This window comes from Amycolatopsis minnesotensis, from assembly GCF_039529815.1.
GTDB lineage: Bacteria > Actinomycetota > Actinomycetes > Mycobacteriales > Pseudonocardiaceae > Amycolatopsis > Amycolatopsis minnesotensis.
This window is the reverse complement of the sequence record NZ_BAAANN010000015.1, coordinates 1-24,303: the sequence shown is the minus strand read 5'-3', so window position 1 is coordinate 24,303 and position 24,303 is coordinate 1. Positions and strand designations below refer to the sequence as shown.

General features: G+C 72.2%; 15 protein-coding genes. 2 read left to right on the top strand and 13 right to left on the bottom strand.

The genetic code is table 11. From position 1 onward, the window contains the following. Positions 1-9: 9 nt before the first annotated feature. Entirely contained in the window at positions 10-945 is a 936-nt protein-coding gene (locus ABD256_RS19875) for a cyclase family protein (RefSeq protein WP_344420595.1), read from the bottom strand. A 196-nt stretch (positions 946-1,141) separates the two neighbouring features. Continuing rightward, on the bottom strand, positions 1,142-1,759 hold the full coding sequence (locus tag ABD256_RS19870) for a type VII secretion system-associated protein (protein WP_344420593.1): 618 nt from the start codon (positions 1,757-1,759) through the stop codon (positions 1,142-1,144). A 263-nt stretch (positions 1,760-2,022) separates the two neighbouring features. Here ABD256_RS19870 and ABD256_RS19865 point away from each other — a divergent pair, with 263 nt between their 5' ends. After that, positions 2,023-2,580, top strand: coding sequence for an ATP-binding protein (locus ABD256_RS19865; protein ID WP_344420590.1), 558 nt, complete (start codon positions 2,023-2,025; stop codon positions 2,578-2,580). Between the two features lie 80 nt (positions 2,581-2,660). Here the strand turns inward: ABD256_RS19865 and ABD256_RS19860 are convergent, their stop codons facing one another. From ABD256_RS19860 to ABD256_RS19815, 10 genes are read right to left on the bottom strand one after another with little or no spacing between them, the layout of a single operon-like run. Beyond that, positions 2,661-12,986, bottom strand: coding sequence for an amino acid adenylation domain-containing protein (locus tag ABD256_RS19860; protein WP_425546477.1), 10,326 nt, complete (start codon positions 12,984-12,986; stop codon positions 2,661-2,663). Between the two features lie 4 nt (positions 12,987-12,990). After that, positions 12,991-13,767 carry an ABC transporter ATP-binding protein gene (locus tag ABD256_RS19855; protein ID WP_344420584.1) on the bottom strand — a complete coding sequence of 259 codons (777 nt, stop codon included), beginning with the start codon at positions 13,765-13,767 and terminating at the stop codon, positions 12,991-12,993. After that, positions 13,764-14,783, bottom strand: a complete 1,020-nt coding sequence (locus ABD256_RS19850; RefSeq protein WP_344420581.1) for a FecCD family ABC transporter permease — start codon at positions 14,781-14,783, stop codon at positions 13,764-13,766. The genes ABD256_RS19855 and ABD256_RS19850 overlap by 4 nt, the downstream gene beginning before the upstream one ends. Further along, positions 14,780-15,799, bottom strand: coding sequence for a FecCD family ABC transporter permease (locus tag ABD256_RS19845; RefSeq protein ID WP_344420579.1), 1,020 nt, complete (start codon positions 15,797-15,799; stop codon positions 14,780-14,782). The genes ABD256_RS19850 and ABD256_RS19845 overlap by 4 nt, the downstream gene beginning before the upstream one ends. Beyond that, positions 15,796-16,788: an ABC transporter substrate-binding protein gene (locus tag ABD256_RS19840; RefSeq protein WP_344420576.1), complete on the bottom strand. Its 993-nt coding sequence runs from the start codon at positions 16,786-16,788 to the stop codon at positions 15,796-15,798. Before ABD256_RS19840 ends, ABD256_RS19845 begins: the two co-directional genes overlap by 4 nt. Before the next feature lie 49 nt (positions 16,789-16,837). Continuing rightward, entirely contained in the window at positions 16,838-17,692 is an 855-nt protein-coding gene (locus ABD256_RS19835) for a siderophore-interacting protein (RefSeq protein ID WP_344420573.1), read from the bottom strand. Further along, on the bottom strand, positions 17,689-17,937 hold the full coding sequence (locus ABD256_RS19830; RefSeq protein ID WP_344420571.1) for a phosphopantetheine-binding protein: 249 nt from the start codon (positions 17,935-17,937) through the stop codon (positions 17,689-17,691). The genes ABD256_RS19835 and ABD256_RS19830 overlap by 4 nt, the downstream gene beginning before the upstream one ends. Then, a complete protein-coding gene (locus tag ABD256_RS19825; protein ID WP_344420569.1) occupies positions 17,934-18,602 on the bottom strand; it encodes an isochorismatase family protein in 669 nt (222 codons plus the stop codon). Before ABD256_RS19825 ends, ABD256_RS19830 begins: the two co-directional genes overlap by 4 nt. Positions 18,603-18,608: 6 nt before the next feature. Next, entirely contained in the window at positions 18,609-20,243 is a 1,635-nt protein-coding gene (locus ABD256_RS19820; RefSeq protein WP_344420567.1) for a (2,3-dihydroxybenzoyl)adenylate synthase, read from the bottom strand. Further along, entirely contained in the window at positions 20,240-21,448 is a 1,209-nt protein-coding gene (locus tag ABD256_RS19815; protein ID WP_344420564.1) for an isochorismate synthase, read from the bottom strand. Before ABD256_RS19815 ends, ABD256_RS19820 begins: the two co-directional genes overlap by 4 nt. Positions 21,449-21,855: 407 nt before the next feature. On the opposite strand from ABD256_RS19815, the gene ABD256_RS19810 reads away from it, so the two are divergent. Next, on the top strand, positions 21,856-22,644 hold the full coding sequence (locus ABD256_RS19810) for a 2,3-dihydro-2,3-dihydroxybenzoate dehydrogenase (protein WP_344420561.1): 789 nt from the start codon (positions 21,856-21,858) through the stop codon (positions 22,642-22,644). A gap of 7 nt (positions 22,645-22,651) precedes the next feature. On the opposite strand, the gene ABD256_RS19805 is transcribed toward ABD256_RS19810, so the two are convergent. Further along, positions 22,652-23,374, bottom strand: coding sequence for a G1 family glutamic endopeptidase (locus ABD256_RS19805; RefSeq protein WP_344420558.1), 723 nt, complete (start codon positions 23,372-23,374; stop codon positions 22,652-22,654). Between the last annotated feature and the right edge of the window lie 929 nt (positions 23,375-24,303).

Genomic DNA, 24,303 nt, shown 5'->3' with positions numbered 1-24,303 from the left:
CACCGAAAATCAGAACGTGGCAATCGGATTGACCGGACTACCGGACGTACCCGCAAACCGAACCGGCGCAACCGCGAACTGAAAGTCCCACTGCCCAAGCTCGACAGCCGTCGCCGCACACCCCTCCAGATCGCAGTTGTCGAGCAGCCACAAACCCATCGCGACGAGCCCCACGGCATGAACCGGCATCAACACATCCTCGTACCCCGACGGCTGAACGTCCTGCGGGGTGTCCGCGCCGATCAGCGCGACCCCCCGTTCATGCAGCCACGGCAGGCAGGACGCGTGCCAGCCGGCCTGCGTGACACCACCGGAGTCACCAGCCTCGTGTCGAACGCGGCCATAGCCGGTCCGCAGGAGCACCGCGTCGCCGGGCCGCACCCGCACACCCTGGCGACGCTCGGCTTCCTCGAGATCCTCGGGAAGCACACCCTCCCCCGGTTCCAGCCACGGCACATCGCGGACCTTCGCGATGTCCAGGAGGACACCACGTGTGACGATCCCGTTCGCCGCCGCCGTGACGGCCGCCCACGCGGATCCCGTCGCGGCGTCCACCAGCGAGTGCGACCGCCCGTTGTACATCTTGCCGTCCCAGAAGATGTGGCACGGCGAGTCGACGTGGGTGATCGTGTTGCCGTGGAACATGATGCCGAGTTGCTCGTTCGAAAAGCCCCAGTGCCGGTCCTTGTGGAACGGCGAGGGCATGTTCTCGGCGCCCGGCATGTCGGCGGCGCACGGGCACGTCGTCGTCGACCGTGACATCTCTTCCGGTACGGCAACCTCCCATGCGCACGACACGCTCCTGCCATGGCGAACGGCCCGCGCCGCCGCCAGCCGGACGTCGTCGGTGATGTGGTTCAGGGTGCCGCGCTCGTCGTCCTCGCCCCACCGCCCCCAGTTCGACAACGTGTCGAAGTACCCGAGCACCTCGTCCTGCGCGGGCATGGATCGTCCTGCCGTCATCCGAGCATCGACTCCTCCGGTAACGCGGTTCGGGGCACCGCAAGCGGGTCATCCGGCCCTTCCGCCGACCTGCCAAGGCCAGCCGGTCCGGACGTAGGGTACGACGCGCGGAACAGGTACGTGTGCAACTCCGGCGAGATGCGCGGAGGCCGGATTCACCGCACAGCGCGCGACGGCGTCACCAAGGCTGTGCGGCGTTGCGAGGTCCCCACGGGATCACGCGCAGCCCGCCGGGGTTTCGTTGCGCGGCGTACAGCTCGGCGGCTTCCTCCGTGCCGATCAGCATCGTCTCGCGGACGAAGTCGCCGGTCAGCCGGACCGAAGCCGGGCCGCCGCGGTTGAACAGCACGTCGACGTCGCCGTCGAGCAGCTCCACCAGGTCCTCCAGCGTGGCGGCCCGGCGCCATCCCGGCGCACCGATCCGCGCCCGGTGCGGCTCACCGGTGGCGACCACGACGGACTCCCTGCCGTCGGGCGAACTGACCACCAGCGGCCGCCCGCCGACCTGCACCGCGATGTCGACCAGCGTGTCCCGCATCATCAGCTGGATCTGGGCGCTGCTCGCCTGACCGCGCAGCAGCAGCCGCAACGCCGCGTCGAGCGGATCCGACGGCGAGTTCCGGTCGCCGGGCCGGTACGCCGGGTTCGCGCAGAACTTCCCGATACCGCCGTCGTCCTGGACCGGCCAGTACCCCACCACCGCCCTGGCGGGTGGTGCCGCGTCCTCGGACGCGGGCCGCCACGCCGGGTCCAGCAGCAGGAACCGGTCCACCACCCTGCCAAGGGTTTCGGCCATCGAGTCGTCTCTCCCCTTTTCGTCGCACCAAGCCATGCCAGGAACTCCCCCGAGGTGCCGCCGGTTCGTCGATCCCCGCCACCATTTCGCCATCCCACCGGTGAGTACGGCAAGAGCGGTTAGTGCAGCAGCACCGGGAAGATCGGGCACCGCACCCTGCCCCGTGCCGACGCGCCGAGTTTTCGGACACTGTTTCGGCCCGAAAGTCTCTTCGCGGGCCGGGAAGGGCAACCCGGCGCGTAGTTCTGTGCGATCACGGTGGAGTGGATCTATTCGACACCGTCGGCTCGGCGGGTGCACCACTCGTCCTCGTAACCGGGCCCGCCGGTGCAGGACGCACCACGCTGCTCGCCCGGCTCCGCGAAGAACTCGTCCAGCGCGGCACCCGCGTCTCGTCGCTGCGGTTCACCCCGGACGGCACCGCGGCACCCGCGGTGTTCGGGACTCGGCCCGAACCGGCGGCACCCGGCCTGACCGGCCGCGCGGTGCCGTGGTCGTCGATCGGCCCGATCTCGGGCGCCCGCGACAACCCCGTGCTCGCCCGTCGCGCGGCCGCCGCCGCGGCGGGCTCGCTGCTGCGCGGCGACGGCAACGCCACCGTGCTGATCGACGACGCGCAGTGGGTCGGCCACGACTCCCTCGCGGTACTCGAAGCGTTGGTCCGCAGGGTGGCGGGCAGCCCGGTGCGCTGCGTGTGCGCGGTCCGCACCCCGGTACCGGACGCGGTCTCGGAGAACGGCTCCGCGGCGTTGCGCAGGCTCCGCCTCGACGAGCTCGTGCGCTCGGTGCGACTGCCCCTTATCCGTCCACTGTGGACCTGAGACCGGGTTGCCGCGGCTCGCCCGCCATCAGCGGGTGCCGCGGACGTACGCCGGGGTCACCGAGGGGTTTGACCACACGATCATCCACCGATCCGGGACAGGAAAACGGAAACGTCCTCGTCGAGGCGGCCGGGCCTGCCGAGTTCCCGTGCCACCATGACGAGATCGTCGGCGAGCCGCCCCGCCTCGGCCGCGGACACCCGCTCGGGCCGGTGAGCGAGGACGCCCGCCCAGCCGCGGCCCTCCGGCATGACCGTCAGGGTCAGCGGGTGGTGGGTCGCCTCGCGGAACCGGGTCCCCACGACGGTCAGGCCCGGCGACGGCTCGCGGAGCGCCCGCTCGTCCACCGGGTAGTTCTCGAAAACCACCAGGCTGTCGAACAGCCGCGCGCGCCCGGTCAGCCGTTCGAGATCGGCGAGCGACACCGCGTGGTGCGCGGCGATCGCCTGCTGGCGCCGCTGCAGATCCGCCAGCGCGCCCGCGATCGTGCCGGTCAGCAGGACCCGCACCGGCACGGTGTTGGCGAGCAGCCCGATGATCTCTTCGACGCGGTCCACCTCCGGGACGCGGCAGGAGACCATCGTGCCGAAGCAGACGTCCCGCCGTCCCGACCGCGCCGCGAGTACCGCCGCCCAGGCGCCCTGTAAGAGGGTGTTCGGCGTGAGCCCGCGTTCGGCCGCGGCCCTGGTGAGCTCGGCGACCACGGTCGCGTCGAACTCGAAGAGCACCGGTGCCGCCGCGGTGCCGGCCTGCTCCGGCTCCCCGGTCACGTGGGTGCCATCGGGAAGCCCGTCCAGTTCCTCGCGCCACGCACGGAGATCGGCCTCGTGATCGCGATCGGCGCGCCAGCGCAGGTAGCCGGAAAACGGCACGGGATCGGGCAACGCGCCGGTCCCGGTGCCGACGCGGGCGGAGTACCCGGTGAAGATCTCGCCCAGCATGCGCGGGGCCGACCAGCCGTCGGAGAGGACGTGGTGGCTGGTGAGCACGAAATCCACCCGGCGGACCCCGAGCCGAATCACCGTCAGCCGCATCGCCGCGCCCGCCGCCAGGTCGAACGGCTCCGCGAGGTCCTCGGCCAGCAACCGGTCGACCTCGCGTTCGCGCGCCTCGGAGCCGAGCCCCGAAATATCGACAAGGCGGCAGTCCGGCCTGGCGTCCGCGCGGATCACCTGCAGGTGGTCCAGACCGGCCGTGGCCGGGAACGCCGCGCCGAGATTGGGGTGCCTCGCCATCAGATCCGCGCCCGCGGCGTGCAGCGCGTCCACGTCGAGCGGGCCTTCGAGCGAGAAGGTGGACTGCACGGTGTACGGGTCGGGGCCATCCGCCGCCCGCGAGTGCCGCACCATCAGTTCCTGCAGCGGGGTCAGCGGCAGCACGTCGGTGACGCGGTACTCCCGTTCGAGCGCGTCGATACCCGCTTGGTCCACAGTGGACAACGGCACGTCGGACGGGGTGAGACCGGCGTCTTCGAGCACGCCGGAATCCGCCGCGAGCCGGGTCAGCGCGCGCTGGAAGCAGGCGCCGAGATCCTCGATCTCGGCGGCCGCGAACACCGCCGACGGCCAGGTGAACCGGATGCCGAGGCTGTCGTCGCGGGCGAGCGCGTTCACCATCAGGCTGTGCGGCAGCGGCAGCGCGTCACCGCCGCCGGAGCCGAGCGGGTCCGCGTCCGGCGGGACCTGCCACGGCACCTCCCCCGGCGCGGCGGCGGGGAACTGCCCGAGGTAGTTCCAGCTCACCTCCGGGGCGACGGCCAAAGCGGGGTCCGCACCGGCGAGGATGCCGTGGCCAAGGCCGTCGCCCTGCGCGTGCAGCTGTTCCTTCACCGCCTTCAGCGAATCCGAGAACCCCGTTCCGGACAAGGAAATCCGGGCGGGGTGGACGGCGGTGAACCAGCCGACGGTGGACGCGAGATCGACCGGGCCGCTCCGGTCGGGACGGTGCGGCGGGCGGCCGTGGCTCTCCAGCGCCACGAGGAGTTCCGCGGCGCCGCGCCATTCTCGGACGGCCGCGAGGAACGCGGTGAGCAGCACCGCGTCCTGCGTCGTGCGGTAGGCCGAGGGCACCGTCGTGAGCAGGGCACGGGTGACGCCGGGAGCAAGCCGGATCTCGTGGTGCACGGCGGTCGCCGCGGTGTCCCGCGCCGGATCGAGCGGTGTCGCCGAAAGCGGGCGCGCGGGAGCGGCCGCGACATGCCGCCAGTGCGGCAGTTCGGTACGCCGCGATTCCACGGCCTCGCGCAGGGAACGCGCCCAGCCGAGGAACGATTCGCCGTGCCGTGGCAAGGAACCCGTGTCGTAGGCGTGGCGCACGTCGTCGAGCAGGATCCGCCACGAAACCCCGTCGACGACGAGGTGGTGCGCGATCAGCACAAGCCTGCCCGGCCGCGACGGCCCGGCGTCCACCCACACCGCCCGCAGCAGCGGTCCCGTGCGCGGGTCCATCCCGGCGCGCGCGCCGGCGATCGCGGCGTCGGCCGCCGCACGCGGGTCGGCCGACACCGGCACCACGGTCAGCACGTCCGCGCCGGTGACCGCACCGGCCCCGGGGATGCGCAACACCCCCGGCTCGGCCAGCCGCGCGCGCAGCACGTCGTGCCTGGCCAGCACCGCGTCGAGCACGGCGTGCCACGTCGAGACATCGCCGGGCGGGACGCAGATTTCGGTCCACTGGCAGAACCCCGTCGCCTCGGACCGCCTCAGCAGGTCCCGCATGACCGGGGTCAGCGGCGCGTCCCCGACCGCGGGCGCCTCGGTCGCGTCACCGCCGTCGAGGGCGCCGGCGCGCGCGGCGATGCCCGCGATCGTGCCGCCTTCGAACACGTCGCGCGCGGTCAGGAGCAGGCCGTCGCGCCGCGCGCGGGAAACGACCTGCAGCGACACGATGCTGTCCCCGCCGACGGCGAAGAACTCGTCGTCGAGGTTGACCTCGTCGCGGCCGAGTACCGCGCGGAAGACACCGAGCAGGACGCGTTCGGCACCGGTGGCCGGTTCGCGCGCCGGGGCCGCGACGGCGTCGGGTGCGGGCAGCGCGGACCGGTCGAGTTTGCCGCTGGGCCCCAGCGGCAGCCGGTCGAGCGCCACCAGCGCGGTCGGCACCATGTGCTCTGGCAGATCGCCGGCCAGCCACGCGCGCACCTCCGCCGGATCGAACGCGGCGCCGTCGGCCGGGATGACGTACCCCACGAGGCGGCGATCACCCGGCCGGTCCTCGCGGACGATCACGCTGCACGCCCTCACCGAAGGGTGCCGGGTGAGCACGGTTTCGATCTCGGCGAGTTCGATCCGGAAACCGCGGATCTTGACCTGGTGATCGGCCCTGCCGAGGAACACGAGCATGCCGTCCGGCCGCCAGCGCACCAGATCGCCGGTGCGGTACATGCGCTCGCCCGCACCCCCGAACGGATCGGCGACGAAGGCCTGGGAGGTCAGGCCTGCCCTGCCGACGTAGCCCCTGGCCAGCCCCGGCCCGCCGAGGTACAGCTCGCCGGTGACGCCGGTGCCGACCGGCAGCAGCCCGTCGTCCAGCACGTACGCGCGGATGTTGGGATCGGGGCGCCCGATGGGCAGCGGGCCGGGATCGTCCCTGTCGTACTGCCAGGTCACCGCGTTGATCGTGACCTCGGTGGGGCCGTAGGCGTTGAACAGCGCCCTGCGGTCGCCCCAGCGCCTGGCCAGCTCGGGGTCGAGCCGCTCGGCGCCGACGACGAAGAACACGTCCTTCGCCACCGTGCGGTCGTCCGGCATCGCGGCCAGGAACGACGGCAGCAGGTTCACCCCGGTGACGCGGTGTTCGACGATGTAGTCGAGTAACTCGTCACCGGGCACGCGCACCTCCTCCGGCGCGATGACGGAGGTCCCGCCGGAGAGCAGCGGCACCATGGTCTGCCAGAACGCGACGTCGAAGCTCGTCGACGCGAAGTGCAGGTACCGTTCGTCCTCGGTGACCCCGACGATCTCCTCCTGCAGCGCGATCAGGTCCGGGATCCCGCGGTGCGGCACCGCCACGCCCTTCGGCCTGCCGGTGGTGCCCGAGGTGTAGATGACGTAGGCGAGCGCGTCCTCGGTGAGCCCGCGGCGCGCTTCGGCCGGATCATCGTCCCATGTGGACGGACCGGCGAGCGTCGCCGGATCGTCGATGCGCAGCACGGGGATCTCCCGTGCGGCAGGCACCGCGCCGCCGGTGGTCACCGCGGCCGCCGGTGCGATGTCGTCGAGCATGTAGGCCAGCCGGTCGCGCGGGTACTCCGCGTCCATCGGCACGTACACCCCGCCCGCCTTGAGCACCCCGAACAGCGCCACCACCATTTCGACGTCGCGGCCGAGCAGGACCGCGACCGGGTCCTCCTGCCGCACACCGCTTTCGATGAGCTTGTGCGCGAGGCGGTTCGACAGCCGGTCAAGCTCGCCGTAGGACAGGCTCCGGTCGCGGCACACCACCGCTTCCTTGCCGGGACGGTGGCGCACGCGGGCGGCGAACTCGTCGAGGCAGCTACCGCGCTGCTTCGACGGCACCACTTCGGTGCCCGTCCGCACCAGCCGGTCCTGTTCCCCGGCATCCATCATCGGCAGCCGCGCGACGGGGCGCTCCGGGTCCTCGACGATCTCCCGCAGCAGGGTGCGCAGCCAGCGGCCGTAGTCCCGCACGGTGGCTTCGTCCAATGCGTGCGGCTGGTAGCCGAGACCGATCGTGATCTCGTCCTCGGGGATCACGATCACGGTGAGCGGGTAGTGCGTGGCGTCGATGATGTCGACGCCGACCAGGTCGAGCCCCGGTGCCAGCGCGGTGCGGTTCCGGCTGGAGAGCGGGAAGTTCTCCATCACCAGCATGGTGTCGAAGAGCTCGCCCGCGCCGGCGGCCCGCTGGATGTCCGGCAGCCCGACGTGGTGGTGCTCGGCGAGGACGACGTTGTCCGCGTGCACCTCGGCGAGGAGCGCGGCCACGGTGCCCGCGCCGGTGTGCCGCACCCGGACCGGGATCGTGGTGCCGAGCTGGCCGATCATCGTCTCCACGCCGTCGACGTCGACGGGCCTGCCCGAGACCGGGCAGCCGAACAGCACGTCGCGGCGCCCGGTGAGCCTGCCGAGCAGCACACCCCACGCGGTCTGGAGCACGGCGGTGAGGGTGATGCCGCGCTCACGGGCGAACGCGCGGAGCCGGTCGCTGAACTCGCCGCCGAGCGGTACCGGGACGCGGCCCGGTCGCTCCACTGCGGACGTCGCGGTCGCGGGTGTGAGGCGGGTGCCCTCGTCGATCCCGGCCAGCGCGTCGCGCCAGATCTTCAGGGACGCGTCCTGGTCGCGTGTGGACAGCAGTCGGTGGAATTCGGTCAGCCCGGTGGGGACGGGTGCGGGTGGCCCGCCGCCGAGTTCGGCGTAGATCGCCAGCAGCGTGCGGCCGACCAGCGGCATCGACCAGCCGTCGAGCAACGCGTGGTGGTTGGTGAAGACCAGCCGGTGCTCGTCCCCGCCGAGCGTGCCGAGCAGGAACCGGATGAGCGGCGGCCTGGCGGGGTCGAACGGCCGCTTCAGCTCGGCGCCCGCGCGCTCGGCGAACGCCGTTGCGTCTCCGGAGAAATCGACGTACTGCCAGTCCAGCTCGACGTCGGCGGGAACGACTTGGACGACCTCGCCCGCACTCGTGGTGGCCAGGTAGGTCCGCAGCGCGGGGACCCGGCGCAGCAGCTCGCGGGCCGCGTCCGCCATCCGCGCCGGGTCCACTTCGCCGGACAGGGACGTGATCGCCTGTACGACGTAGACGTCCGTGTCGCCCTCGCCGCGGACCAGGCTGTGGAAGGACAGGCCCACCTGCAACGGGGTGGCGGGCAGGACGTCCTCGACGCGGCGGTCGGCTTCGAGCGCGTCGATCGCGGGCTGGTCGAGCGCGACCATCGGCAGGTCCGACGGGGTGAGGCCGCCGGCACCCGTTCTCGCGGCGTGCGCGGACAAGGCATCCAGCGCCGCCACCCAGGCACGCTGCAGGCCGGTCACCGCCTCGGCGTCGAGCACCTCACCGGCGGCGGTCCACTCGACCGCGATGACGGGTGCGCCCTCCTCGTGCACGAAGCAGTTGAGCGCCAGGATCTGCTCCAGCGCCTTGCCCGCCGGTTCGACCACCGCGAAGGCGTCCCGTTCCGGGAGGCGCCAGCCCGTTCCCGGTGACGCGGCGAACCGGCCGAGGTAGTTCAGGAGCACGTCCGGCGGCGGCGTGGCCGCGAATTCGGCACTGGTCGCCGGGTCGAGGTGGCGCAGGACGCCGTAGCCGATCCCGTCGCCGGGGACTCCGCGCTTCGCCTCCTTGACCGCGCGCACCAGCCGTCCGGCGGCATCGCCACCGCGCAACGCGTCATCGAGGTCCACAGTGGACTGAATCGCGCCGGCGGGGGCTCGGACGGGGTATTCGCTGGTGAACCAGCCGACCGTGCGGGAGAGATCGGGACCGTGCGCGCGGCCGTGCCCCTCCATGGTCACGGTCACGGAATCAGGGTGCTGGTCCCGCCGCCAGGTCCGCAACGCCAGCACGAGCGCGGCGAGCAGCACTTCGTCCACTCCGGCGCGGTACGCGGCGGGCAGCGTGCTGAGCAGCGCCTCGGTGACCTCGGGTGTGGCCTTCGTGGTGGACCGGCGCGCGGTCGCCACGAGGTCCCGCGACTGGTCGAGGGGGCGATCGCCGAGACGGGTGACCGCGCCGACGGCGTGGCGCCAATGGGCGAGTTCGTCACGGCGCGCCCCGGACTCGCCCTGCTCGGCGAGCAGGGTCGCGTGCCGTCGCCACGATGTGCCCGACGGCCCGAAATCGGCCACCCCGGCGGTGCAAGCCGCGTGCAGATCGGGCAGCAATACGCGCCACGACACCCCGTCGACCACGAGGTGGTGGGCGACCACGACGAGCCGATCACCGTTTTCGGTGTGCACCAAGGAAATCCGCACCAGATCGCCGGTGCGCGGATCGAGGGCGGCGGCGAGCCGCTCGGCCACCCCGGTGACGTCCTCCTCGGTCACCTCGCTCACGATGTGCGCCGCGGACACCGTGCCACGCGGGCGCACCACCAAACTCGACGCCACCTGGAGCCGCAACGCGTCGTGCCGCTCCAGGATCACCTGCACGCCGAGGACCAGGTCGTCCAGCGCGAGCGCGTCGTCCACGCGCAGCGCGGTCCACTGCGCGTACGCGGCGACGACGTCGACGTCCGGGTGCGGGTCGAGCAGCGCGCGCACGATCGGCGGCGCGGGCACCGGGCCTGCCGGGTGGTCGAGCGGAGCGGGTGCGTCGTCCTCGATCTGCTTGCCCGCCAAGGCGAGCGACGCGAGGCTGCGGCGCGCCAGTAGATCCCGCGGGCGCAGTTCGAGACCTCGTGCCCGCAGCCTGCTGCTCACGCTGATCGCGGTGATGCTGTCCCCGCCGAGTGCGAAGAAGTCGTCGTCGATACCCACGTCGTCGAGCCCGAACACCTCCGCGACGGCCGCGCACAGCAGCCGTTCCCGCTCGGTGCCCGCGGCCCTGCCCCCGCTTTCGGCGCGCGGCACGGGCAGCGCCGTCCGGTCCAGCTTGCCGTTGACGGTGAGCGGCAGCGCGTCCATGACGACCACCGCCGACGGGACCAGGTGCTCGGGCACCTGCTCGGCGAGCGCGCTCCGCACCGACTCCGGCGTGAGCGAGGCGCCCCCGGCAGGCACGACGTAGCCGACCAGCCGTGCCCTGCCACCGTCGGTGCGGACCACGGCGGCCGCGGCGGACACCCCGCCGACCGCGCCCAGCGCGGCCTCGACCTCGCCGGTTTCCACCCGGTACCCGCGGATCTTGACCTGCCCGTCGCCGCGGCCGAGGTACTCGACACCGCGGCCGGGCACCCACCTGGCGAGATCGCCGGTGCGGTACATCACGGCGCCCGTGAACGGGTCCGCGACGAACCGCTCGGCGGTGCTCCCCGGCCGGTTCAGGTAACCGCGGGCCAGCCGCGGCCCGGCCAGGTACAGCTCGCCCACCTCCCCGTCCTGGACCGGTTGCAGCGCGCCGTCGAGCAGGCGGACCCGGCTTCCCGCGAGCGGGAAGCCGATCGTCGGCACGTCGCCGTCGATCCGCGCCATCGTGGCGTCCACTGTGGATTCCGTTGGCCCGTAGAGGTTCCTGGCCGCGACGCCCGATGCGGCGACGCGGCGCCACAACGCCTCCGGCGCGGCCTCCCCGCCGAGGATGAGCAGCGAAGGCCGGTGCGCACCGGTGAGCATCCCGGCGTCGACCAGTGCCGCGGCCATCGAGGGCGTGGTGTCGACGACGTCGATGCGGTCGCGGGCGAACGCCGCCAGCAACGCTTCGGCGTCACGGGTGAGGTCACTGCCGTACAGGTGCAGTTCGTGCCCGCACAGCAACCACAGGAGCTGGTCGAGCGAGGAGTCGAAGGCGAACGAGTAGGTGTGCGCGGCACGCAGGCGCCTGCCCGCGGCCGCCTCCGTCTCGGCGACGACCGTGGAACGGTGGTGGTGCACGAGTCCCGCCAGCGCACCGGCCCTGCCGAGCACGCCCTTGGGGCGGCCGGTCGAGCCGGAGGTGTGGATGACGTAGGCAAGGTGGTCCGGATGCCGCGGCGCGGCCAGTTCTTCCGGTGCCAGCGGCTCGCCGGACAACCCGGCGACGGTCTCCGGGGAATCCACGCGGAGCCGCGGGACGTCCTCGAACACCAGCTCGCCGGTATCGGTCAGCACCAACGCGGGGGCCGCGTCGGCGACCAGCTCGCGCAGCCTGCCGACCGGGTGCGCGGTGTCCAGCGGCAGGTACGCACCACCGGCCGCGAGCACCGCGAACAGGGCGACGACCAGATCCGCCGAGCGCGGCAGCGCGAGCGCCACGACGTCGTCCGGGCCGATCCCCCGTGCCCGCAGCGCACGCGCCAGCCGGTGCACCCGGCCCGCGAGGTCCGTAGTGGACAACCGGTGTTCCCCGTGCACCAAGGCGATCCGGTCCGGCTGCGCGGCGGCGAGGTCCGCGAGCAGCGACGGCACGTCCGGCGGCACGCCAGGCAGCGCGGGCACCGTCCAGCTCGCCAGCAGGCGGTCCCGCTCGGCGGGCGGCCGCAGCTCGACCTGGCCGACCGCGGGCGCGTCCTGCCCGGTCAGCGCCGTGAGCAGGCGGCGCAGCACGGCCAGCTTCCGGTCGACCCCGGCCTGGTCGTGCGTGCGGGCGTCGACCTCGAACCCGAGCAGCAGGCCGCCGCCGGTGGTCGGCAGCACGCTGAGCCCCATGTCCTCCGGCGGCCCGCCCGCGATGTTGCGCATGACGCCGGTCGCGCCCGCGAAGTCGAGCGACAGGTCGAACGCCTTGAGGTTGACGCCCCGCCCGTGCAGCAGCGCGCCGGCGCCTGGCAGGTCCTGCGGCAGGTTCTCGCCGCGGTAGCGCTGGTGCGCGCGCAGCTCCCGCATCGCCGCCGCGACGCGCCTGCCCAGTTCGCCCAGCGTGTCCCCGCCGTGCACGTCGACGCGCAGCGGCAGCACGTTGACCGCCATCGCCGGGGTGCGCAGCTCCGCCGAACCGGTGCGGCACATCAGCGGCAGCGCGCACACGACGTCGGCGAGCCCCTGCACCCGGTGCAGGAACGCGGCGTACCCGGCGATCAGGGCTTCACCCCAGGTGATCCCCTCCCGTTCGGCGAACCCGCGCAGCGCCGCCACTTCCTCCGGCGGGATCACCGCCCGCGCGGTCAGGGTGTCCTCCGGCGCGTCGGAAACCGCGCCACCGCCATCGGCGAACTCGGGCAACGGGGTGAGCCGGTCGCGCCAGTAGGCGCGGTCCTCTTCGCACTGCTCGCTCGCCCGGTAGGCCAGATCCGATTCGACGACGTCCGCGAACCGCCCGAACGGCGACGGCGCCACCTCGCTCCCGCGTGCCAGCGCGGTGTAGTGGGCGGCCGTCCGGCGGGCCAGCATCGCCGCGCTGTAGCCGTCGAAGACCAGGTGGTGCCCGAGCAGGGTGTACCAGACCTCGCCGCGGGACAGCCGGAGCACCTTCTGGGCGCACAGGTTCCGCTCGACCATCCCTCGGCACGCCTCGGCGAGCCGGAGCCGTTCGGCGACCACAAAGGACTCCGCGGCCGCGCGGGGATCGGGCTCGGCGCTCAGGTCGACGACTTCCGGAACCTCGGCCGGATCGGCACTGATCACCTGGAACGGGGCACGTACCCCATCGAATACCCGCAACCGCAACGAATCTGCTTCGTCCACGGTGGACTTGATTGCGGTGGCGAGCAGGGCTGCGTCCACTGGCTCGTGGCCGGAGATCTCGACCACGTCGCCGACGACGTAGAAGCGCGAGTCGGGCTCCAGCCGTTGCGCGTGCCAGATCCCGAGCTGGGCGCCGGTCAGTTCGAGCGGGTCCCCTGCAGACAAGGTGTGCTCCTGGTTTCGTGGCATGGGTTCAGAGCGTCGGCACGACCATCGGGGTGCCCGTAACCGGATCGGGCACCACCATGCTCGGCAGGTCGAAGACCTCCTTCATCAGCGCCGCGTCCACGATCTCCGCCGCGGTGCCCTCGGCGACGACGCGGCCTTCCTTCATCGCCACCAGGTGATCGGCGAACCGGCTGGCCTGGTTGATGTCGTGCAGGACCGCGATCACCGTGCGCCCCTCGTCGCGCAGCCCGGCGAGCAGGCCGAGAAGCTGGTACTGGTGCGTGATGTCGAGGAACGACGTGGGTTCGTCGAGCAGGAGGTAGGAGGTCTGCTGCGCGAGCACCATCGCGACCCACACCCGCTGCCGCTGGCCCCCGGACAGCTCCTGCACGTCACGGCCGGCGAGATCGGCGACCCCGGCCGCGTCCATCGCGTCGGCGACCGCGCGGTCGTCGGCCTCGGACCAGGTCGCCAGCAGCGACTGGTGCGGGAACCTGCCGCGCGCGACGAGCTGGGAGACCTTGATGTTCTCCGGTGCCAGCGGATCCTGCGGCAGGAACCCGACCGAGCGCGCGAACTCCTTGGCGGGGAAGGAACTCACCGCGCGGTCGTCGAAGCGCACGTCACCCTCGGCTGGGCGCAGCAAGCGGACGAACGCGCGCAGCAGCGTCGACTTCCCGCACGCGTTGGGGCCGACGATCGCGGTGAAGGCACCGTCGGGGACGTCCAGGCTCAGTTCCGTCGACACGATTCGCTCGCCGTAGCGCAGCGTCAGTTCCCGTGCGCTCAGTCGCGTGGTCACGCGCTCCGCACCTCCTTGGTCAGCAGCCAGATGAGATAGACCCCGCCGATCGCGGCGCTGACCACGCCGACCGGCAGCGAAACCGGCGCCAGCAGCATCTGGGCGATCAGGTCGGCGCCCAGCAGGAGCACGGCACCGGTCAGCGCGGCGGGCAGCAACGGGACCCCGGGCGCCTTCGCCAGCCTGCGCCCGATCTGCGGCGCGGCCAGCGCGATGAACACGATCGGCCCGGCGACCGCGGTCACCGTCGCCGTGCAGCCGACGCCGACGAGCACCATCACCAGCCGGAGCCGCCCGACGCCGACCCCGCTGGTCACCGCGAGCGCGTCACCGAGCGCGGCCTGGTGCATGGCGTGCGACCGCGTGGCCATCACCAGCAGCAGCACCGCGATGATCGCGAACGGCAGCACCACCTTCGGCCAGCCGACCCCGTTGAGCGAACCCGCGCTCCAGCCGACCGCGGCGATGGCCACCTCGAGATCGGCCCGCAGCACGATCCACGAGTTCAGCGCGGTGACCATCGCGTTCACCGCGATCCCGATGACGACGAGGCGGAGCCCGGAAAGCCCACCGCGAGCCGAAAGCAGGTAGATGACGGCGGCGACGACCAGCCCGCCCAGCACCGAACTCAACGCGAGTTCACCGGGTGTCCCGCCGAACACGGTGAGCGCGATCAGCGCGCCGGTGTAGGCGCCCGCGTCGAGCCCCATGACATCCGGGCTGCCCATCGGGTTCCTGGTGATGTTCTGGAAGATCGCGCCCGCCACGCCGAGCGCGGCACCGAACACGATCCCGGCGAGCACTCTCGGCAGGCGCCATTCCGTTACCACGACGACGGAATCGCCGAACCCGGCCAGCGCCTGGAGCACCTCGCCCGGATTCATCCAGGTGGCGCCGAAGCACAGGCCGAGCAACCCGAGGCCGAGGATGAGGACGAGCAGGGACACCACGAGCACGAGCGTCCGGCGTTCGACGCGGATCGACCTGCCGCGCCCGCGCAGTACCACGGCGGTCACAACGACGCCGCCCCGTAACGGCGGACGGCCCAGATCAGCACCGGGCCGCCGACGAACGCGGTCACGATCGCCACCGGCACCTCACCGGTGGGCAGCAGAACGCGCGATCCGATGTCGGAGACCAGCAGCAGCACCGGACCGAGCACCAGCGCGTAGGCGAGCTGCCACGGGACCGAGCCCGGAGCCAGCCGCCTCGCCAGGTGCGGCACGATCAGGCCGACGAACAGGATCGGCCCCGCCACCGCCGTCGCCGCCCCGGCCAGCACGGTGATCAGGACGAGCGCGGCGAGCCGGACGCGGGCGACGTTCGCGCCGAGCGTGTGCGCCACGGCGTCGCCCAGTTCGATCGCGTTGAGCCAGCGGCTCAGCAGCAACGCGCCGACGAGGGCCAGCCCGATCGCGACCATCGGCAGGAGCACCGGCGCCTGCTCCCTGCCCGCGAGCGAGCCGACCGACCAGAAGCGGTACTGGTCGAAGACGTCGGGGAACATCAGGCGCATCCCGAGCGAGACGCCGGTCAGCACCGCGCTGAGCGCGACCCCGGTCAGCACCAGGCGCAGCGGTGACCGGCGGCCGACCGAGTAGACCACGAGCGCGGCGAGCACCGAGCCGATGACGGCCGTGACGAGCTGCCCCGCCTGCGACACGGCCACCCCGAGCGCCGAGCCCGCGGTGATCGCGAACCCGGCGCCCGCGGTGATCCCGAGCAGACCTGGCTCGGCGAGCGGGTTTCGGGACAGCGTCTGGATCATCGCGCCCGCCACCGCGAGCGCGGCGCCGACACCGACGGCGAGCAGCGCCCGCGGCACGCGGATGTCCAGCACGATCGTCCGGTCGCTCGACCCGCCCGGGCCGTCGACGAGCGCGCGCACGACCTCGCCCAGCGCGACGGCGTGCGCGCCGACGCCGATGCTCACCACTGCCACCACGACCAGCAGTGCCAGCGCGACGACCAGCACGGTCGCCCGCCGCACCGGCACGCGCGGCAGGGTGCGCCCGCGCGGGCCGTCCGTCATCGGGCCAGCAGGGGCGCGAACGCCTTGTCGACCGCGTCCAACGTCAGCTGCGCCGCCTGGTACGTCGCGGCTTCGGTGTAGCGGAAGGGATACACCTTGCCCGCCTTCACCGCGGGCAGGTTCTTCCACAGCTCGGAATCGAGCACGTACTTGACCGGCGGCGGCACGGACCCGTCCGGCTTGACCGAGTAGGTGATGGCGTCCGCCTCGGCGAAGGCCGACGGAAGCTCCTCAATGGACGGATACTCGCTGACGTCCTTCGAGCCGCCGCCCTTCTTCTTGACCTGGCCGTAGTAGTGCGCGCCGAGGTCCTGCGCGATGTTGGTGCCCCACGAGCCGTCGAATTCGCGCTGGAAGTTGCCCTTGGCGACCTCGCCGTACGCGCCGACGTGACCGAGCTTGAGCTTGGGCAGCACCGCCTGGTACTTGGCGGCCAGTTCGGCGGCCTTGGCTTCGTACTTTCCCTTCACGGCGTCGAAGTTCGCGAGCGTGCCCGCCGCGTCGGCCTGCTTGCGGGAAAGGTCGCGCCACGCCGAAGGAACCGTCGGGCCGATCGCGACGACCGGCGCCACGGCCTTGAGCCGCTCGATGTCGACGTCCTTCAGCACCGGTGCCGGGACCCCGATCACGATGAGATCCGGCTTGGCGTTGGCGATCGCCTCGTAGTTGGTCTCGGCGGCCTGCTCACCCGCGACCTTCTTGAGGCCGTCGTAGGTGGCCTTGCTCTCGGGGTCCATCATCGGCAGGCCGCGCGCCCAGCTCGAAATCCCGACCAGCGGCGCCTTCGCTTCGATCAGCGCGGGAACCGCGTAGCCGGTCGCGATCACCCGCTGCGGCTTCGCCGGGATGGTGATCTCGCCGTTGTCCGCGGCGAACTTCCTGGTCTCGCCCGTGGCCGACGAGGACCCGCTCGATCCGCAGCCGGTGGCGACGAGGGCGAGTACGACGGCCGCGGCGCCGAGGATGCGGCTGGCTCTTGCAGTTCTCATCAATGGATCCTCAATGGACTTGTCCACACGGGACAGTGCGGTGGATTTGTCAGTGCTCGTGGTCTTCGTCGAAGTCGGCTACGCCCTGCTTCCAGTAGCCGGTGATGTCGTGGTCGTCCTTGCCGAGACCGAGGTCGTCGCGGACCCAGCGGCGCAACGGTTTCAACGCGCCCGCTTCTCCCGCGAGCCAGACGTAGACGCGCTCGCCCTGCGGCACGGTCACCGCGCGGACCGCGCGCTCCAGCGCGTCGCCGGTGCCGGGAATCCGGTCCCCGCTGTGCAGCCAGCGCACCTCGACGTCCTCCGGCGCGGACAGCGGGATCTCGTGCGCGGGACCCGCGACCTCGATGAACACCCACCCGGTCGCCGTGCGGGGCAGTTCCTCCAGCCAGCGCGCGATCGCGGGCAGCGCCGTGATGTCGCCCGCCAGCAGGTACCGGTCGTAGGCGTGCGGGACGATCAGCCCGCCGGGAGGCCCTGCCACGTGCACGACGGCGCCCGGCTCGACGGCCTTGGCCCAGTCCGACGCGAGACCGCCGTCGTGCACGGCCACGTCGACATCGAGCTCACCGGTCGCCGGGTCGTACCGGCGAACCGTGTACTCGCGGGAAACCGGTGCCGGGCGCGGCCAGCGGAGCATCTGCCCGTTCGGCTCCGGCAGGCGCAGCGTCCCGTCGTCGTCCGGGAAGAGCAGTTTGATGTGCTCGTCCGGCGAGTGCGCCTCGAACCCCGCCGTCCCCGGCCCGCCGAGGGTGACCCTGATCAGGCCCGCGCCGATCATGCGCGTGCCGAGGACCTCGGTCTCGCGGATCCGGATCGGGTAGGGCACCTTCTCCGCGCTCGTGCCGGCCCGCACCTCCGCGATCCGCTCGCGGTGGCGGTCGCGGTGGTCGACCCGGCTCATTCCGCCGCGGCCTTCCCGAGCACGGTGGTCCAGTGCCCGAGTTCGGGCCGCTCGGCCAGATCGGGGAACTCCAGCCCGGCCGCGCCTTCGCCTCGCCAGCGCTCGACGAGGGACATGATCCGCACCGAGTCGAGCCCGCGGTCGAACAGGTTCTCGTCGAGCGCGATCTCCGCCGGTTGGCAGCCGAGCAGCGCGGCGACGTCGGCGCGGACGCGGTCGGCGGAGAGGGCGGGTGTGCTACTCATCGTGGTGCTCCAGCGTGGATCGGGGCCGACAGCGCGTCCAGCGCGTCGGCGGTGGTGAGGACGGCGCCGCAGCGCTGTGCGACGTACTCGCAGGCCTGGGCGTGCCGCTCCGGTGAGAAGTCGGCGACGGCGTCGGCGACGAGGAACGGCTTGATGTCGCGCATGAACGCCTCGACGGCCGTCGCCTGGCAGCCGATGTGCGCGTACACCCCGGTGATCAGTAGCTGGTCACGCCCGCGCGCGGCGAGCTGTTCGGCGAAGGCGCTGCGCTGGAACGCGCTGTAGCGCCATTTGACCAGTACGGACTCGCCGGGTTCGGGCGCGAGATCGGCCACGATGTCCGCGGCACGCGGGTCGGTGTCGATCACCGCGCCGATCCCGTCGCCCCAGAACTCCGTGAGCAGCCCGCGGTCCGCGGCTTCCTGGTGCCCCGGCTGCGCGGTGTAGAAGACCGGAATTCCTTGCGCACGAGCCGAGGCGAGCAGGCCGGCGATGTTGGCCGTCACCTCGGGCACCGGCGCGCCCTCGTAGGGGGCGAGGAAGTACCGCTGCATGTCGTGGACCAGCAGTGCCGCCCTGGCTGGATCGGGCAGCCACGCCACGCGCCCCGCGGGCAGCTCGGCCGCGCCCGGCACCGGGTACGGGCGGATCTTGGGCAGGGACAAGCGGAATCACCCTTCCTTCGTGAGGGCGGCGAGCGCCGCCCGAAGCTCGCGTTTGCTGGTCTTGCCGACGCCGGTCACCGGGAACACATCGACCACCACGACGAGATCGGGCACCTTGAACGACGCGACGCCGCGTTCGCGGACGAACCGGCGCAGCTCGGGCGCGGTGGGCGCGGCACCGGCGGCGGGCACCACGTAGGCGCAGGTCCGTTCGCCGAGGTACTCGTCCGGCACGCCGACCACCGCCGCGTCGAGCACGCCGGGATGGGCCATCAGGTGGTTCTCGACCTCTTCGGCCGCCAGCTTCTCGCCGCCGCGGTTGATCTGCTCCTTCGTCCGACCGACCACCTCGAGGTGCCCGGTCGGCCCGCGCCGCACCAGGTCCCCGGTCCGGTAGAAGCCGTCGGGGGTGAACGCCGTGGCGTTGTGCTCGTCTGCGCGATAGTAGCCGCGGATGGTGTACGGGCCGCGAGTCAGCAGCGCGCCCACCTCCCCCGCGGCCACCACGTCGGTGGAGGACGCCGCCGGGTTGTCCGGGTCGACGACGCGGATTTCGTCGTCGAGCGAGATCGGACGTCCTTGCGTGGCAAGGACGATCGGCTCCGGATCGTCGAGCCGGGTGTAGCAGACCAGGCCCTCCGCCATGCCGAACACCTGCTGCAGGCGGCAGCCCAGCGCGGGACCGATCCGCTCGGCCAGTTCGCGACCGCATTTCGCACCGCCGACCAGCAGGGTTTCCAAAGTGGACAGATCGCGCTCGGTGCGCGCCGCGGCCTGCACCCAGGCCGCGGCCAGCGGCGGCACGACCCCGGTGATCGTCACGCCCTCGGATTCGATCAGCCGGAACGCGGTGTCCGGGTCCGGCCGCGGGGCCAGCACGGTCGCCGCGCCCGCGTGCAGCGCGCCGAGCACCCCCGGCGAACTGAGCGGGTAGTTGTGCGCGACCGGCAGCGCCGCGAGGTACACGCTGTCCGGGCGCAGCGCGCAGATCCGCGCGCTTTCCCTGACGCTGTAAAGGTAATCGTCGTGCGTGCGCGGGATCAGCTTCGGCAATCCCGTGCTGCCGCCGGAAAGCTGCAGGAACGCCACGCCCTCCGAATCGGGGTCCGGCAGCTCGCGCGGGGCGGTCGCGGCAAGGCCGTCGAACTCGGCCGAACCGAGCGCCAGCACGTGCCGGACCGAGGGCACCTCCGCCGCGACGTCGCGCGCCATGGCCGCGTGGTCGTGCCGGTCGTGCTGCTCGACGGTGAGGATCGCGGCCGCCTCGCTCTGCGCGGCGAAGTGCGTCAGCTCGCTGTGGCGGTGCGCGGGAAGCGCGAACACCGGCAGCGCCCCCGCGCGCCACAGCCCGAACACCACCGGCACGAACTCCGGCACGTTCGGTAGCTGCACGACCACGCGATCGCCGTCACCGATCCCGAGCCCGGCGAAACCGGCCGCGATCCGGTGTGCGCGCTCGTCCAGTTCCGCGAAGGTCCAGCGCGTGACCGCGCCGTCCCGCTCGCCGACGACGGCGGTGCGCTCCGCGTAGGCGGCGCTCAACGACGTGAGCAACGCGCCGAAGGTCTGTCCACGCCAGTGCCCCGAAGCGCGGTAGCGGGCCGCGACCTCGGGCGGCCACGGCACGTGGTCCCTGGTCACGCCACTCCCTCCACCCCGAGCGCACGCAACAGCGTGCGGAACTTCGCGCTCGTCTCGGCCAGTTCCGCCTCCGGGTCCGAGCCCGCGACGATCCCGGCACCCGCGAAGAGCCGGACCGTCCGGTCGCACACCTCGGCGCTGCGGATGGTGACGGCCCATTCGCCGTCGCCGCCGGGGCCGGTCCAGCCGACCATGCCCGAGTAGTAGCCGCGGTCCTCCGGTTCCAGGTCCGCGATGGCGGCGTGCGCGGCCGGGGCGGGCACGCCGCACACGGCCGGTGTCGGGTGCAGCGCTTCGGCCAGCGCCAGCGCGGAGGACGAGGGATCCGCCGGATCGGCAGGCCGCCCGGTGATCCTGGTCGACAGGTGCCACATCGTCGGAGTGCCGATCACCTCGGGCTCGGCAGGCACGTCCAGTTCGTCGCAGAACCGGCCGAGCACGTCGGCGACCTGCGCCGTGACGTGCGCGTGCTCGCGGCGATCCTTGTGCGAGGCGAGCAAAGCGGCGATACGACGCCGGTTTTCGGCGTCGGCCTCCGCGGAGTCGCCGGTGACGCGCGGCAACGATCCGGCGAGCGGGTTCGCGACCACCGTGTCCCCGCGCCGCGCGACGAGCAGCTCGGGACTCGCCCCGACCAGGGTGCGCGGGGCCCGGTCTCCCCCGGCGGTGACGTCCACCGCGAACGCGTGCGCACCGGGATTCGCCCGCACCAGCCGGGAAATCAGGGACGGCACCGAAACCGGGGTGCTCGCCGTCAGTTCGAGGCAGCGGGCGAGGACGACCTTGCTCAGTGCGCCGCCGTCGATCAGCTCCAGCGCTTTGCGGACGCCGTCCACGTACCGCCGCGGCTCCGGCCGTGGCGACGCGGACCAGCTCGTGGCACCGAACGCGGCGGGTGTCGCGGTGAGACCGTCGACGGGAGTGTCGGCGCGCCGCACCACGGCGGGCACGACGAGACTCGCTTCGGAGTTCCGCCGGAACCCGATGGCGCCGACCACGACCGCGTCCTCCGCCGACGTCCCGGCCAGCGCTTCCGCCGCCGCGTCGGCCCAAGACCCCTGCCCACGCCGAACGCACGCGCGCACACCGTCCGCGAGCAGCGCGCCGCGCGGCGAGGAGTAGTAGAACGAACCCGGCAGGTAGGCCGACAGCAGATCGTCGGCACGGTGAACGGGCCGTGGCCGGACCAGTGCGGAGGGGGACACGTCGGAAAATCCTTTCGGCGGGCGGAGTGGGCGCGCGTCGCGCCGCGGATGTCTTGCCGCGACACGGAAAGCGCGGTCAGGCGGGAACCACGACCACGGCGCTGCCCGGCGATTCACGCCGGCCCGCACCGAGAAGAGCTTGCGCGGTCACGGGAATCCGCCTCCGGCTCCGCGGGTTCCCGACCACCGCGCGGACTCTGCCGCCAGCCTCGCCACCGGGGTTCGCCCCCATCACCGCACTCCTCGACCTCGAAAGTTAAGTTAGCCTAATCTAATTCACAAAGCGGACAGAAGTCCATCCTCGTGAACGCGGGCCGGGTCACACCGGCCCCGCGCCCACTACCGCAGGCCGCTTCGCCGAATTAGGTTAACCTAACCAAACCCTGATCGGTAGAGAGGTGCGCAACATGGTGCCAGCACACGGGGACACCGGAATCGCGGGATCGATCGCGCTGGTGACCGGAGCCGCGCGCGGGATCGGCGCGGCTGTGGTCGAAGGCCTGGTCCGCGAGGGCGCCACGGTCGCCGCGGTGGACGTCGACGCGGCGGGACTGGCCGGCGTCGCGGAAGGATCGGACGGTCGGGTCGTGCCCTTCACCGCCGACGTCGGCGACCCGGCGGCGATCACCCGCGTGATCGAAGCGGCGGAACGGGATCTCGGGCCGATCGACATCGGCGTGTCGGTGGCCGGGATCCTGAAACCGGGCCAGGTGTGCGACACCACCGACGAGGACTGGGCCGCCACCTTCGCGGTCAACTCCACCGGTGTGTTCACCGTGCTGCGGGAACTGTCCCGCCACATGCTGCCCCGGCGGCGCGGCGCGCTGGTCACCGTCGGTTCGAACGCCGCGGGCGTGCCGAGGATGGGCATGGCCGCCTACGCCGCGTCGAAGGCGGCCGCCACGATGCTGACCCGCTGCCTCGGACTGGAACTCGCCGGGCACGGCATCCGGTGCAACGTGGTCTCCCCCGGTTCGACGGACACCCCGATGCAACGTCTGCTGTGGACCGACGAGAACGGGGCCGACGCCGTCATCGCGGGCGCGCCCGAGCAGTTCCGCGTCGGCATCCCGCTCGGCCGGATCGCGGACCCCGCCGACATCGCCGACGCCGTGCTGTTCCTCGTCTCACCGAAGGCGCGGCACATCACCATGCAGGACCTCTTCGTCGACGGCGGTGCGACCCTGCGCGCCTGACGACCGCTCAGGAATGCAGCCACCGCACGGAAAAGTCGCCGCCATTCAGGTCGCCGGTCGCGGTCAGCGGGGTGTCCTCGCGCACGAGATCGGTCCTGCCAGGTCCGTACTCGGCGAACGCGCGATCGTCCACAGTGGTCTGACTGAACGAGACCGTGCCGAAATCGGGGCACGGCGGGATGTCGCCGGACCCGATGGCCTCCACGATCACCTCGGCGTCGACGTCCTGGTCACCGGACGCGGTGCCGTGGAAGGTCTTCGACCAGCCCTTGGTCGAATCCGCCAGCGTCATCGTGTACCGGTGGCCGCCGTCGTAGGCGGTGGTCGCGGTCATCGTGTCACCGGCGTCGGTCGGCTCGTCGAAGTACACCGAATCCTGGGGGTACAGCTCGTACCACGGCTCGTACCGCAGGCTGCCCGACTCGCAGTTCGCGTCGACGCCGATCTGCTCGACGGTGTTCGAGTCCTGCCCGTCGATCCCGTCCCACCAGGACACGATGCCCCTGGTCGAACAGTCCACCTCGGGATTCACCCACGTGGTGACCACGGTCTTGTGGGTGCCGCCCGCCACGTACCCCGCCCAGTTCGAGGACTGGTGCGTGCGGTGGTGCGGTGCGCCGTGGTGTCCTCGCGCGGCACCGCCGTGGTGCTCCTGCGCGGCTGCGGGTGACGCGATCCCTGCCGTGGTCACGAGCACCACAGCCGCGGACAGCACGGTGAACTTCCTCATCGCACCCTCTTTTCCCTCGATGGCGGGGAATGAGGGTCGCACCGGCGAACACGGCCGGACCAGGGCCGAACGTCGGAATGTCACCAACCGGCCAGCAAAGTGGACAAAAGATAGCTAATGCGACCGTCGTAGGCGAAGAGGCTTCCGACATCACTGGTGGGTCGTGGCGCTCGCGCGTTTGGTGGGCACGGTGAGAGTTTCAGGCACGCCTTCGGCGCGCCGAGTGAAACTGCCGCTCCTCGGTGCCGGTCGCGTCGTTGGTCACCAGCGACAGTTCCCCACGGAACGGACAAGGCGGTCACCTTCACTGCCGTACCCGACTGGCGCTGCCACCGGCGCGCGACCGGGCCGGTCGTCCGGTGGCCCGCGGCTGAGCGGTGGTGGCGCTGGGCGGTTCGGCGCCCGCCGGGTTCGGATGGTGGCGTTTTGTGCCGCTCTTCGTCGGGGAGGGGCTGAAGAACCAGGTTCTGTTCGGCAAATCCGCCATGGACACGGACCACCGGACCGCCAAGAGCGGCGGGATATCAGGCAACCCGGGATTGAGCGGCGGGATGCGGCGGCTGGTCCTGGGGCTCCGCCAGGGGTCAAGGTAGTCACCCTCGCTGCCGCACCCGGCTAGTCCTGCGGTCCACGCGCGACCGGCCGGTCATGTGATGGTTCGCGGTTGGCGGTGGTGGCGCAGGATAGGTCGGCGCCTGCGGTTCAGTTGGTGGGCGTGTTTGTGTTGTCCTTCGCCGGGGGGTGGCTGAAGGACCGGGGTTTTGTCGCTCGGTCCGCGGTGGACGTAGTGGCCGCCGGTGGCGGCGGGGTTTGTCAGGCGGCGCGGGGTTGGGCGGTGGGGCGGTTCGTCCGGGGTCTTCGCCACGGGTCGACGAACGCTGGCGGGGTGAACTCGGGTTGGCCGTTGACCATGCGGAGTGTCCAGTCGC